Below are 13,546 nucleotides of genomic sequence, written 5' to 3' on the forward strand. Positions count from 1 at the left end.
GCTATTTACTTTCTTTCAATTCTTTAATTCTTTCACGTACACCTGCTAATTGACTTTCGTAATCAGCTTTCTTTTCCTTTTCTTTATTAACAACAGCTTCAGGAGCATGAGCAATAAAGCCTTGGTTAGAAAGTTTCTTAGTTGAACGTTCAACTTCGCCAACTAATCTTGTTTCTTCTTTTTCCATCTTCTTTAATTCGTCGTCAACATTGACCAATTCAGTTAATGGAACAAAGACTTGTGCTCCTGGAATAACAGCCGTCTTAGCAAGTTTTGGTGCTTCAATCTTTTCAGCAACATCAAGCTTCTTTGGGTGTAAGAAGTTTTCAACATATTCGACGTTGTCATCCAAAATATGCTTGTCCTTTTCATCATCCAATTGAATCATAATATCAATTTGTGATGACATTGGAGCATTAACTTCCATTCTAATATTACGAACAGCCTTAATTACTTCAATTAAGAAGGCCATATCTTCATCTGCTTGCTTATTTTCAAATTCCTTATGAGTTTCAGGGAATTTAGCAATCATGATTGATTTGCCTTCATGAGGCATTGATAACCACAATTTTTCAGTTACGAATGGCATAATTGGGTGCATCAAACGCAAGATTTGGTCAAGAATCCAAATTAAGTTTTCTTGCTTTCTAGCCTTTAATTCTTGATCATCACCATTTAAAGCAACCTTAGAAATTTCGATGTACCAGTCACAGAAATCATTCCAGATAAAGTTGTAAAGCTCACGACCAGCTTCACCGAATTTATATTCATCAAACAAACGAATTACTTCGCCGACAACATGGTTAAGGCGATCAAAGATCCAACTGTCAGCCAAATCAAATTTTGAAGTATCTGGCATATGGGCTGGCTTAGCATCTGCTGGCAAGTTCATAATTACGAAACGTGATGCATTCCAAATCTTATTAATAAAGTTCCAAGCAGCAGAAAGCTTCTTTGGATCATAACGAGTATCCTGTCCTGGAGCAGTACCGTTAAGAAGGAACCATCTAAGAGCGTCACAACCGTATTTGTTAACAACGTCCATTGGATCAACACCGTTACCTAATGACTTACTCATTTTGCGGCCTTGTGGATCACGCATTAAACCGTGAAGAACGACATCCTTAAATGGACGCTCATGAGTAAAGTGCAAGCTTTGGAAAATCATTCTTGATACCCAAAAGAAAATGATATCATAGCCAGTTACCAAAGCATTGGTTGGGAAGTAACGCTTAAAGTCATCAGCATTAGTGTCTGGCCAACCCAAAGTAGAAAATGGCCATAAAGCACTTGAGAACCAAGTATCAAGAACATCAGGATCTTGATCCCAATTTTCAATATCTTTAGGTGCTTCCTCACCTACATAGGTTTCACCGGTTTTCTTGTTGTACCAAGCTGGAATTCGGTGACCCCACCATAATTGACGTGAAATACACCAATCATGAACATCACCCATCCATTGTTCCAAAGTATGTTCAAATCTTTCAGGGACAAAGTTAACCTTGCCTTCAGTCTTTTGATTTTCTAGAACTTTTTCAGCAAGGGGCTTCATCTTTACAAACCATTGTTTTGAAAGACGAGGTTCTACTTGAACGCCCGAACGTTCTGAGTGACCAACTGAGTGGACAATTGGGTCAACCTTAATTAAGTAGCCTTGCTTTTTAAGGTCTTCAACTAATTGTTTACGGCAGTCAAAACGATCCATGCCGGCATATTTGCCACATTCTTCATTCATTGTACCGTCATCATTCATAACGTTGATTCTCCTCAAGTTATGACGATTACCTACTTGGAAGTCGTTAGGGTCATGAGCTGGAGTAATCTTTACAAGACCAGTACCAAATTCAGGATCTACGTGTTGATCTTCGATAATTGGAATATGACGACCAACTAAAGGCAAAATCAACTCTTTGCCCACAATATCTTTATATCTTTCATCCCCTGGAGCAACGGCTACTGCCGTATCACCAAACATAGTTTCAGGACGAGTAGTAGCGATTTCTACATAGCCGGAACCATCAACAAATGGATACTTAATATGGTAAAAGTCACCCTTGTCATCCTTGTGAATAACCTCAATATCACTCAAAGCAGTTTCAAGCTTTGGATCCCAGTTAATGATATATTCACCACGATAAATCAGGCCTTCATTATAAAGCTGCACGAAAACCTTTCTAACAGCTTTTGATAAACCTTTATCAAGAGTGAATCTTTCACGTGAATAATCAAGTGAAAGACCCATTTTGGCCCATTGACCTTTAATAATATTTGCGTATTCGTCTTTCCATTCCCAGACCTGCTTTAAGAACTTTTCTCGACCTAATTGGTGCCGATCAATTCCTTGTTCACGCAAACGTGCCTCAACCTTAGCTTGAGTGGCAATGCCGGCATGGTCCATGCCAGGAAGGTAAAGAGTATCATAGCCTTGCATTCTCTTAAATCTAATTAAAGTATCTTGAATTGCCGTATCCCAAGCGTGACCCAAGTGCAACTTGCCAGTTACATTTGGTGGTGGAATAACAATCGAATATGGGTGAGCTTTTTTGTCACCAGATGGCTTAAATAAATCTTCATCAAGCCATTTTTGATATCTGCCTTTTTCAACCTCATTTGGGTTGTATTTAGGTGCTAAATCTGTCATTAATTTTTCCTCCAATAAAAAAGTCCTAGACATAATGTCTAGGACGATTTACTAACCGCGGTACCACCTACGTTAAGCATTTAAAATGCTTCTCTTAAAGCGATAACGGCGCTGAAGTGTCCGGATCAGCCTACTGAATTTCAACTGATCAGCTAATCAAGCTACAAATCAACTTTCGGCCTCTCAGCTGTATGGCTTTTCTCTGTTAATAAAGTTGATACCTCTTGATCATTGCTGTTGCATTTGATTATAGCATGAATCTTTTTAAGAAAAAAGTTTATTATCTAATCTGCTGAATCCTTTCTGGACTTAAAGTACAATACTCACCACGTTTTAAATCAGGTGGCAAACGCAAATTACCCATCGCAATTCGATCTAATTCTATAGCCTTCATCCCCACTGCAGCAAATATGCGCTTAATTTGATGGTATTTTCCTTCCTGAATTTTGATTTCAATCTGTGAAGTATCTTCTTTTTCATCTTGACTTAAAATCTTTAATGTAGCTGGCTTTAGTTTTGTATCATCACCCAAAGTCATTCCGGAAGCAAAGGTTTTGACTGTTTCTTCATTAATCGGACCGGCTATTTTGGCGCGATAAATTTTATCGACATGCTTGCCTGGAGCTAGCAATTCATGATTTAGCTGTCCATCATTAGTGAGTAAAAGCAGACCAGTTGTATCTTTATCAAGGCATCCTACCGGACTAATTCCTTGATAGCGGTCTGTATTTTTAGTAAGGAAATCACAGTCCGCTGACTTCGATCTTCTGTCGCAGATAAAACGTCTTTGGGTTTATTCATTAAGAATAATGGAACTTTTGATAGGCAATCTCTTCTTCACCAACCAAGACCTGATCGTTTTCGTTTACTTTTTTCTTTTGGCGTTGTTACCGGGTGCCCATTTACACTCACAATCACGGATTTAATTAATTTATGCACGTCCTTGCGTGAACCAACATTCATATTGGCCAAATACTTATCAATTCGCATTCGTCTTCACCTAACAAAAAAGCTAGAAGTTGTCCTTCTAGCCTTATCTTTATAATAGATCTTTATCTTCTTGAGCCTTGTCATCCAAAAACTTTTGATTTGGATAAATTGGGGTAACCTCAATGCTATCCATTGCTCGTTGAATCATGCCTTCAGCATCTAAACGATCTTCATAGGCACGAGCCTTATCCAACTTTGGCTTAGTCTTAGGACGAGGTGGAGCAAAAATCGTACAACAATCTTCAAATGGTTGAATTGAAAGATCAAAAGTACCAATTTTTTCCGCCCTGTCAATGATTTCAGTCTTGTCCATTGTAGCTACTGGACGAATAACTGGTGTTGTAGTGACATCATTAATTGCTACCATAGATTGCAAAGTCTGAGAAGCAACTTGGCCCACGGATTCACCATTGAAGATTGCCAATCCGCCTCTTTTGGCTCTAATTCGATCTGCCAATTGAAGCATGAAGCGGCGCTGAACTGTCATTAAGTAGCCTTCAGGAATCTTCTCTTTGATGGTTTCCTGAATTTCAGCAAACGGCACAGCAATAAAGTTGATCTTGCCACAGTAATTGGCCAAAATCCCTGTCAATTCCTTTGCCTTAGCCAATGCCTTTTCAGTTGTGTAAGGTGGACTGAAGAAGTGAACCATTTCGATTTCTACTCCACGTTTCATAGCAAGGTATGATGCTACAGGAGAGTCAATTCCGCCAGACAGCATCATAACTGCTTTACCTGCAGTTCCTACTGGCATTCCGCCAATTCCGTGCAGCATTTGGTTAGAAATATAGATTGCATCAGATCTGACTTCGATTCTTAAAACCAAATCTGGATGCTTCATTTCAGCCTTCAAATTATCCATATGGTCATACAGATAGTCGCCAACCAAGTTGTTTAGCTGATTGGTATCATATTCAAAGCGGTGATCAGCCCGTTTGGTATTGATTTTGAAAGTCATGCCATCCTTAAAAGTTTCCTGCATCAAAGCCAAAGATGTTTCTTCAATATCTTTTAAAGTTCTGGGTACCTTAATAGCTGGCGAATATGTTTGAATTCCGAAAACCTTTTTTAATCGCTTATCAATTTGCTCAAAAGGTGCACCGTTTAAAACAATATGCATCCGATCATGGCGTGGATGAATTTCAATTTCAGGAAAATCACGCAAAACTTTAGTAACATTGCCGGCTAAACGGCCAATGAAATCTTTGCGGTTTTTACCCTTAGTTGATAATTCTCCATACCGAATCATAACTTCAGTATACTTAATCATTAATTCTCTCCTAAGTGGTTTATTTTAGCAAAATGATGATATATCTTATCAAATACTTCAATAAATTGATCAGCTTCTGCTAAAGTATTTGTTTCATCAAAACTAAGACGAATTGCACTTGTTGCTATTTTATCATCAACTCGCATTGCAACCAAGGTGCTAGCTTCATCTGCAGTCTTGGATGCACAAGCAGATGTAGTTGAAACATATATATCCTGATCTTCCAAGGTATGGACTAGAGTTTCTCCTCTAATTCCTTCTAATGAAAAACAAAGAATATGTGGTGCAAAAACCGCATTGGCTGGTGAGAAAATTTTAATTCCTGGTTTATCTTGCAAGTAGTCAATGATCTTTTCCTTAATTGCTTCCTCTTTGGCAGCCTTTTCTGGCTCATTTTCTAACAAAAGACGAATTGCTTTTGCCATGCCCGCGATCGCAGGTAAATTTTCAGTTCCTGAACGCAGACCTTTTTCTTGACCGCCGCCATCGTGAAGCGGAGTCAGCATTTTGCCCTCTTTTTTATACAGAACTCCAATGCCTCGTGGAGCATGAAACTTATGTGCAGATAAACTCGTTAAATCAACTCTAGGCGTAAAAACTTTATCCCAAATATTTTTACCTAACGCCTGAACATTATCAACATGAAATTGAATTGTCGGGTAATTGCTTAATAAATCGCTAATTTCTTCAATCGGTTGAATCGTTCCGATTTCATTATTAACACCCATAATTGAAACAAGCGTTGTGTCTGAATCAATGGCATTGCGTAAATCATTAACATTAACGCGGCCATCTTTATCAACCGGCAGACGAGTTACACGGTAGCCCAAATTTTGCAAACTAGTGAAAGCATTAGCCACTGAAGCATGTTCTACACTGGAAGTAATAATGTGTTTACCAAATTCGCGTTTCTGAAAAGCTGTTCCCTTAATTGCTGTGTTATTGGACTCAGTTCCACCGGAAGTAAAGAAAATTTCGTGTTGCTTAACGCCCAACAAATCAGCAATTTGCTTGCGTGAAGCTTCCAAAAGCTGATGGGCACGATCTCCCATCTTATGCAAACTTGATGGATTGCCCCAAATTTCAGTTGCAACTTTATCATAAGTAGCTAAAACACTAGGATCAATTTTAGTCGTTGCACTATTATCAAAATAAATCAAAATTAGTCACTCCTCTAAAAAAGCGGTCAAAAAATTGACCGTTTAATGACTTATAAAGTGTAACTTAAATAAAAGTAAGCTTCAATTATTTGTTATTCTTTTCTGAATAATATGAATTTTCCAATCTTTGGTAAGCACCTGGCTCAGCTTTTTCAAGCGCAGTTGCGATAGTATCAAGAGCGTTCTTATAATCATAGTTTCTTTGATATAGCTTCATTGCCTTATCTTGTGCCTTTTGAATTGCATCCCGATCAGAATACTTGTTGGAATATTGCATCGTCAGTTCAACTAGATTAGCGGAATTAATAATATCATCAGCTTCGCGTTTTAACCGTTCAACGTCATCAGAAATTTGAATCAATTCATTTGAAATTTTTTCCATATTAATACGAACTTCGCTTAATTGTTCACTGACATGACCAATTTCATTAACCACTAAAGTATACATTTGAACAAAGCTATCTGGATTTCCAGGTAGTTTGCGCCGTTGCAAACGACGATATACTAATGAAACTTCTTGCTTAAAATGCTTGATTGAATCATTAGCGACGTTTTCTGAATCATATAAGCCATCGACATCTTGTGACATTTGCTTTTGTTTGGCATCAATCTGACGCAGACGATCCAGCATAGCCAACCATGAATTTTGAATTTCTGAGTAAACGCCCTTACCATCAGCAATATTTTGCGTATCAACGGTATATTGCCGATTCATATCATTGACTTCTTGTTCTAGGTGTTTGCTTTCATCTAACTCACCGTGAGTTAATTCATAGCTTTCATCAATATGACGCAATTTTTCAACTAATTTTTTAGAAGCAATTTGTTGATGTGAGATCAGCGTGAACATCTTGCTTTGGTTTTCTTCGACAAATGGCCGTGCTTTATATTCTGTTGCTAAAACATTGTATAAATCATCGATTTGAGAAGCAATCTTCTTATTTTCCTTATCAAGTTCATCAATCTTCAATCCAGCAAGCAGGTTGCGTGCTGAATCAATTTCTTCATGAATCTTTTTAATTTCATCAAGCACATTAACCTTATTAATGTAAAACTTTTCTGAAATCATCTTTTTGTAGGCATCTGAAAGCTCACTTAATTGATCTTGAAAGACGGTTTCAAGCTGGTGCTCTGCTTCTTTGATTTTTGGCAATTGCTCTTTCAACTCGTTTAAGGCTACTTTGATCTTGGTTAAAACCCGCTTAGCTTCGACGTGATCGCCTTGAGAAGACAGGTTTTTAGCTTCATCAAAATCGCTTTCCATTGAACTTAACTCATTTTCAAGTTGATTAAGTGCGCTACCGTAATTAAAAGAATCAGCAAGAATATTCTTTCGCATTGAACGGTAGGTTTTAATTAAAGCATCATATTGCAGCTGATTTTCCCGATTAGATTCAAGTAGATCATTAAAGACGTCGTGCGTATTTTTCATATCATCAAGCGTACTATTAATAATTTCTTGAGCTTTTTTAATATTTTTGCGTGCCTTAAACAAGTGATAAGAAGCATTCTCGTCAGCAGCTAGTTCAAGTAAATGCTGTACTTCCGGTATTTTAGCAGTTGCGGCATCTTGATAGCACTTGCGCCAAGTGTTGAGCGTAGTTAAACTCTCACCTGCTAAGTCCATCTTATCCAGTCGTTTAATATCACGTTCCAAATGCATTTTGGCAATTTTGTCAACTGAATTGTCAATAGCTTCAATTTCATGCAAATGCTTGCGATTTTGAATAATAATAAATCCAACAATCAAGATTATTAAAATAATGATCGCAATTATAATTAAGGTTTGAACTGATGACATTGTATATCCTCCAAAACTACCATAATTATACCAAAACACAGAAAAAACGGGATAAAAGCGAGCCTTTTCTTGATTTATTCTTATCTGCCTTTTATAATAGTATTCGTGTAAAATATTTGCAGCTATAAGTGACAAGAACGTCAACATCTCAATACGCTATCTAGTGAACGAGTAACCCACGCTGCAACGGGCGAAAATGAAAATTGAGATGCACGAATGTTGAACTTATTTGTGATATTTTACTCCAAAAATTATTATTAGATTTTATTGGAGGATTTATTTATGTCAAGATATACAGGTCCAAGTTGGAAACGTTCAAGAAGATTAGGTGTTTCACTTTCTGGTACTGGTAAGGAAATTGCTCGTCGTAACTACGCTCCAGGTCAACATGGTACTAACAGCCGTGGTCGTTTATCAGAATATGGTGAACAATTACACGAAAAGCAAAAGTTACGTTGGGCATACGGCTTGAACGAACGCCAATTTAGAGCTTTGTTCGCTCGTGCTGGTAAGATTCGTGAAGGTCAACACGGTACTAACTTCATGATTTTGCTTGAACGTCGTTTGGACAACATCGTTTACCGTCTTGGCTTGGCAACTACTAGAGAACAAGCAAGACAATTGGTAAACCACGGTCACATCACAGTTGATGGCAAGCGTGTTGATATTCCTTCATACGAAGTTAAGGTTGGTCAAACAATCGGCTTGAAGGAAAAGTCAAAGAACTTGCAACAAGTTAAGGATGCCCTTGATGCGGTTACTGCACGTCCATCATACGTTGCCTTTGATGATAACAAGATGGAAGGGAGCCTTGTTCGTTTACCAGAACGTGACGAAATGGATCCTAACGTTAACGAAGCTCTTGTTGTTGAATGGTACAACAAGTTACTTTAATTTTTACGTTACATTCAAAGAAAACCTTTCCCCTATGGGAAAGGTTTTTTCTTGCTATAATTTTAATCGAGGTGAAAAAAATGACGCAAGATTTAAGTAAGCGTGTTGAGCAAGCTGCTCAAGGAATTACTCCCCAAACTAAACCCGATGAGCGAAGAAGATATTTAGGTTCTTTACGCGAACGAGTTTTAGTAAGAATGAATAATACTGAAATTAAAGATCCAAATTTAACAGCTTTGTTTTTAGAACATATTGATGACTATCAAGGCTATACCGTTTTAATCAATGGCAATATCGAAGATAATTCATTTTTAGGAAAAATCGAAGGTCTTTGCAGCCAAAAAAATATTCCATTCACATTAATTAATGATGATTCAGCTAAAACAGGTCCACAGGATACAGCTGTGTTGGTTGTCGCCAAGACGGCAATTAATAAAATGCGCGTTGAAATCAATCAGGTTTACCCTTCCGAACTACCTAAAGAAGAACTGACCTCATCAAGTACACAAAAGAAAGGCAGCTTTTGGCATCGTCTTTTCCACGGTAATAAATAATGAAACCATTAGCTTACAGAATGCGACCACAAAATCTTGATGAAGTTGTTGGACAGCAACATTTAATTGGACCAGGCAAAATCATTCGCCGGATGGTCGAAGCCAAATTACTATCATCCATGATCTTGTATGGTCCTCCTGGAATTGGAAAAACCAGCATTGCCAGTGCAATTGCCGGTTCAACCAAATATGCCTTTAGAAAACTAAACGCGGCCACAGATAGCAAGAAGCAGTTGCAACAAGTAGCAGAAGAAGGCAAAATGAGCGGTACAGTAATTTTGCTGCTCGATGAAATTCACCGTCTCGACAAAACAAAACAGGATTTTTTATTGCCATTGCTAGAATCCGGACAAATTATCCTTATTGGTGCAACAACTGAGAATCCATATATTGCTATCTCTCCCGCTATTCGTTCACGCTGTCAAATTTTTGAATTAAAGCCTCTGTCAGAAGATGATGCAGACAAGGCAATTCAACGCGCGTTGCATGATCAGGAAAACGGCTTGGGCAAATATAATGTTACCTTAACCAAGGATGCTGAAAAATTATTGATAGAAAAAGGAAACGGTGATCTGCGTACTACCTTAAATGGCCTGGAATTGGCTGTTTTATCAACTAAACAAGAACTCCAGGAAGCTGGAAAAGAAAATCAGTATTTTACGATTAATCAACAAGAAATGGCTAATTCAATTCAAATGAAGAGCCAAAATTTTGACGCTAGTGGAGATGGTCATTACGATCTGGTTTCTGCTTTTCAAAAATCAATTCGTGGATCCGACGTCGATGCTTCCTTGCATTATCTAGCACGTTTGATCGATTCTGGAGATTTAATCTCAATTTGTCGCCGTCTTTCAGTAATTGCTTATGAAGATATTGGCTTAGCCAATCCTGCAGCGTGTCAACATGCTGTAATCGCTATTCAAGCTGCTCAACAATTAGGTTTTCCTGAAGCGAGAATTCCATTAGCAAACGCAGTGATTGAATTGGCTCTTTCGCCAAAAAGCAATAGCGCTATTTCTGCTATTGATGAAGCAATTGCTGACGTACAAAATAAAAATGTCGGTTCTATTCCAGCCAGTCTAAAGGATGCTCATTATAAAGGAGCAAAAAAGTTAAATCATGGTGTCGATTATATTTATCCGCATGACTTTCCTAATGATTGGATTGCGCAACAATATTTGCCAGATAATTTATTAAATACACATTATTTTAAGCCAAAGGGCAATTCAAAAATTGAAAAAGGTCTACTCACCACTTACAAAACATTGAAAAAGATGCAAGCGGATGGACTTATGAAAAAGACTAAGAATCAATAATGGAAAGGCTTTCTATTTTCTTGACAAGCGACATAAACTTTCGTAACATAATAAGTGATCTGAGTTGATCGACAAGCTTAAATGTATAAAGTTGACCGATCAAACTATAAGACGTGGGAGCTAGTAAATAACTACCGAATCGGAATACTGACTTGTTTCAGGATCCATATTCGCTGTGATACTAGTTCAGAAATTGAACATTGCGGGTTCAACAAGCGTCATTATGCTATGTTCAGTCAGCTCAGATTTCCTTAGATAATTAAGAGGACGGTCGTGATGACCGCCCTTTTTTATATATTGGAGTGAATTTTTAATGATCATTAAAATCGCAATGATAATCTTTATTATATTGCTGCTTTTGACTGCATGGTACATGTGGCACCGTCGCAGCGGTCAATTTTTAATCTACGATGTAGGAAGTCATCCAGAACTGGCAAAAGCCTTAACCTGGACTTCCATTGCCTTAATGTGCGAAAGTGTGCTGGGTCTGATTATCGTCTTTTTTGGCAACAAATATATGAATTTGATTACCATTGCATTGGCCTGCTTGACTATTTTAATTTTTGGCTTATTATTTAATCAAAACAATTAATAACATGTTAGTAAATTTGGTAAAATAGATGTAGGAAGAGGTGCTTATAAATGCTTACACAATATCAACACATTCAAGTTTCTGTTGATGGCTCAAAAGAGGCTGATCTCGCTTTCAGTAAAGCCGTTGCTATCGCTAAACGTAATGGTGCTAAACTAGAAATTCTGCACGTAATTGATACTAGATCATTCCAAAATGTTTCTAGTTTTGATTCAGCTATGGTTGAACAAGTTTCTGAAGATGCCAAAAAGTACATGGAAGAATATTACCAACGTGCACAAAAAGCTGGAGTAAAGGATGTTCATTATTCAATAGAATTTGGTTCACCCAAGACCATTATTGCTCATGATTTTCCTAAAAAGCACAATATTGATTTAATCGTTGTCGGAGCAACTGGTCTAAATGCGATTGAACGTTTATTGATCGGTAGTGTCACTGAATATGTCACTAGAACTGCAAATTGCGATGTCTTGGTTTGTCGTACTAAGGAAATCGAAGACGCTTTGGCTACTGATTAGTTTCAGAGTAAAAAAATACGGATCTGATTTATTGTCAGATCCGTATTTTCTATACTTTAGAAATCGCCAGCCGTACTGAACATATAATCTTTATTATGGAATTTCATCGAAAGAATCATTCCAATACCGATCATATTACCAATTAAAGCTGACCCACCTTGAGAGATAAACGGTAGCGGAATACCAGTCAACGGCAAAAGATCGATGCTCATTCCGATGTTTTCAAAAACGTGGAATAAAATCATCATAATAACACCGGTAGAAATGTATGAGTAAAAGGCATTTCTAGTATCAAAAGTGATTTTTACCATTTGAATAATCAAGTAAAGATAAATCAAGATTACGGCAACACTACCAACAAAACCAAAGGTTTCACCAATTACTGAGTAAATCATATCAGAGCCACGTACTGGTACGTAAACACTTATTTTACCAAAGCCATTACCAAAGATTTGCCCTGATCCAATAGCTTGCATACTCTGCCATAACTGATATGCACTATCAGAGGTCCCAGTTGATGGACTTAACCACGAATCAATTCTGGCAAACTGATAGGCCTGAAAGAAATGACTGAGTAATTGTCTACCGGCCGTAGTCGTAACCAAGATAATAACTCCGGTAGCTAAAACCGCTACAATACTGAAAGCAGGAATAATAATTTTCCAAGTAATGCCTGAAACTAAAATTACACCACCAACAATTGCAAAGAAGACTAGCATGGTACCAAAGTCATTTTGCAATTTCAGCAGAATAGCTACCGGCAATAGCCACAAAAATATTTTTCCAATTAAGATCCAGTCGTTACGCAAAGTATGCGCAAATTGCTGATTATGTTTATGTACTACTCTAGCCAGCATTAAAATAAAAGCTGGCTTCATAATTTCTGATGGCTGAAAAGTAAGTGGCCCTAATTTAAACCAACTTTTAGCACCAGTCGTTGCAGCTACCTGTCTGTTATATAGAAACAGAACAGCGATTAAAAGAAAAATACCTAAACCAAAAACATATGGAGCTATCTTATACAATTGTTCCGCATCAAATTGCATAACAAAGGCCACAATTCCAATGGAAATAAGGTACCAAGCAGCCTGCATTAACACCCCTTTTACGGGTGAACCTAAGTTTGACGTATCATTAGCATATGCAACATAGATAGCATATAGACCAATTAAAGCCAAAAGAACAACCGGAATTACGATATTCCAAGCTATACGGTCAATTAAACTAGTTTTATTTTCTACTTTAACCATTTAAAGAATCACTACTTAATATTATTTTTCATGTAAAGCGAAGTATGAAAGTAAATCATTAATACTGCTTTCCAAACTCTTAGCAAAAAGAATTTTGCTTGTTTTGGCAGTAGTTGCACGGTAACGACCATCAACTTTTTCAATTAAACCAATGGCCTTTTTGTTAGGAATTACAACTTCCCAAGTAGGTACACTCTTTCCTTTGAGTTCATTAACTTCGATATCAATATTCTGAGTTTTTTTAGACATAATTTCTCCTATTTTTTATTTGGATGAAACTTTTTTGCAATTATTGGATCTTCATATTTTTCTGGATGAGGATTCCTAAAAATTGTAAAATTGTCCGGCACTGGATCTACTCCACCGCGAACAAAGGGATTACAACGCAAAATGCGACAAATCCCCATAATTAGTCCTAAAATTGGACCGTGTTTTTTTAAAGCATCAATCATATAGTTCGAACAAGTTGGGTAATAACGACAACTTGGCGGAAATAAAGGTGAAATAAATTTCTGATAAAATCGAACCAAAGAAATCATTGCTTTTTTAAGCAAACGCAT

General features: G+C 37.3%; 12 protein-coding genes and 1 pseudogene. 5 read left to right on the forward strand and 8 right to left on the reverse strand.

All coding sequences use genetic code 11. From position 1 onward, the window contains the following. Position 1: 1 nt before the first annotated feature. From D0Z64_RS04190 to ezrA, 5 genes and pseudogenes are all read right to left on the reverse strand, one after another. On the reverse strand, positions 2-2,641 hold the full coding sequence (locus D0Z64_RS04190) for a valine--tRNA ligase (RefSeq protein ID WP_127345660.1): 2,640 nt from the start codon (positions 2,639-2,641) through the stop codon (positions 2-4). 280 nt (positions 2,642-2,921) lie between these two features. Then, positions 2,922-3,631, reverse strand: a pseudogene (locus tag D0Z64_RS04195) (pseudouridine synthase). A 49-nt stretch (positions 3,632-3,680) separates the two neighbouring features. Further along, positions 3,681-4,898: a tRNA uracil 4-sulfurtransferase ThiI gene (thiI, locus tag D0Z64_RS04200; protein WP_040456843.1), complete on the reverse strand. Its 1,218-nt coding sequence runs from the start codon at positions 4,896-4,898 to the stop codon at positions 3,681-3,683. 2 nt (positions 4,899-4,900) lie between these two features. Then, the gene (locus D0Z64_RS04205) at positions 4,901-6,061 is read right to left on the reverse strand and encodes a cysteine desulfurase family protein (protein ID WP_006351396.1); all 1,161 of its coding nucleotides are present in this window, start codon (positions 6,059-6,061) and stop codon (positions 4,901-4,903) included. An 85-nt stretch (positions 6,062-6,146) separates the two neighbouring features. Continuing rightward, positions 6,147-7,862 (reverse strand): septation ring formation regulator EzrA, encoded by a 1,716-nt coding sequence (gene ezrA, locus D0Z64_RS04210; RefSeq protein ID WP_080881478.1) that lies wholly within the window; start codon positions 7,860-7,862, stop codon positions 6,147-6,149. Between the two features lie 282 nt (positions 7,863-8,144). Here ezrA and rpsD point away from each other — a divergent pair, with 282 nt between their 5' ends. The 5 genes from rpsD (at position 8,145) to D0Z64_RS04235 (ending at position 11,736) form a co-directional block, all read left to right on the forward strand. Beyond that, positions 8,145-8,756 carry a 30S ribosomal protein S4 gene (gene rpsD, locus D0Z64_RS04215; RefSeq protein WP_006351394.1) on the forward strand — a complete coding sequence of 204 codons (612 nt, stop codon included), beginning with the start codon at positions 8,145-8,147 and terminating at the stop codon, positions 8,754-8,756. Between the two features lie 80 nt (positions 8,757-8,836). Next, positions 8,837-9,310, forward strand: coding sequence for a YueI family protein (locus D0Z64_RS04220; protein ID WP_040456809.1), 474 nt, complete (start codon positions 8,837-8,839; stop codon positions 9,308-9,310). Next, positions 9,310-10,626 carry a replication-associated recombination protein A gene (locus tag D0Z64_RS04225; protein ID WP_006351392.1) on the forward strand — a complete coding sequence of 439 codons (1,317 nt, stop codon included), beginning with the start codon at positions 9,310-9,312 and terminating at the stop codon, positions 10,624-10,626. Before D0Z64_RS04220 ends, D0Z64_RS04225 begins: the two co-directional genes overlap by 1 nt. Before the next feature lie 313 nt (positions 10,627-10,939). Further along, positions 10,940-11,218 carry a hypothetical protein gene (locus D0Z64_RS04230; protein ID WP_080881479.1) on the forward strand — a complete coding sequence of 93 codons (279 nt, stop codon included), beginning with the start codon at positions 10,940-10,942 and terminating at the stop codon, positions 11,216-11,218. A gap of 50 nt (positions 11,219-11,268) precedes the next feature. Beyond that, positions 11,269-11,736: a universal stress protein gene (locus D0Z64_RS04235; RefSeq protein ID WP_080881480.1), complete on the forward strand. Its 468-nt coding sequence runs from the start codon at positions 11,269-11,271 to the stop codon at positions 11,734-11,736. 56 nt (positions 11,737-11,792) lie between these two features. Here D0Z64_RS04235 and D0Z64_RS04240 read toward each other — a convergent pair whose 3' ends face one another. From D0Z64_RS04240 to yidD, 3 genes are read right to left on the reverse strand one after another with little or no spacing between them, the layout of a single operon-like run. After that, the gene (locus D0Z64_RS04240) at positions 11,793-12,986 is read right to left on the reverse strand and encodes an FtsW/RodA/SpoVE family cell cycle protein (protein ID WP_080881481.1); all 1,194 of its coding nucleotides are present in this window, start codon (positions 12,984-12,986) and stop codon (positions 11,793-11,795) included. A gap of 21 nt (positions 12,987-13,007) precedes the next feature. Next, positions 13,008-13,235: a DUF2969 domain-containing protein gene (locus D0Z64_RS04245; RefSeq protein WP_006351758.1), complete on the reverse strand. Its 228-nt coding sequence runs from the start codon at positions 13,233-13,235 to the stop codon at positions 13,008-13,010. 8 nt (positions 13,236-13,243) lie between these two features. Further along, positions 13,244-13,546: a membrane protein insertion efficiency factor YidD gene (gene yidD / locus D0Z64_RS04250; RefSeq protein ID WP_040457036.1), complete on the reverse strand. Its 303-nt coding sequence runs from the start codon at positions 13,544-13,546 to the stop codon at positions 13,244-13,246.

This window comes from Lactobacillus amylolyticus (assembly GCF_003999355.1).
GTDB classification, from domain to species: domain Bacteria; phylum Bacillota; class Bacilli; order Lactobacillales; family Lactobacillaceae; genus Lactobacillus; species Lactobacillus amylolyticus.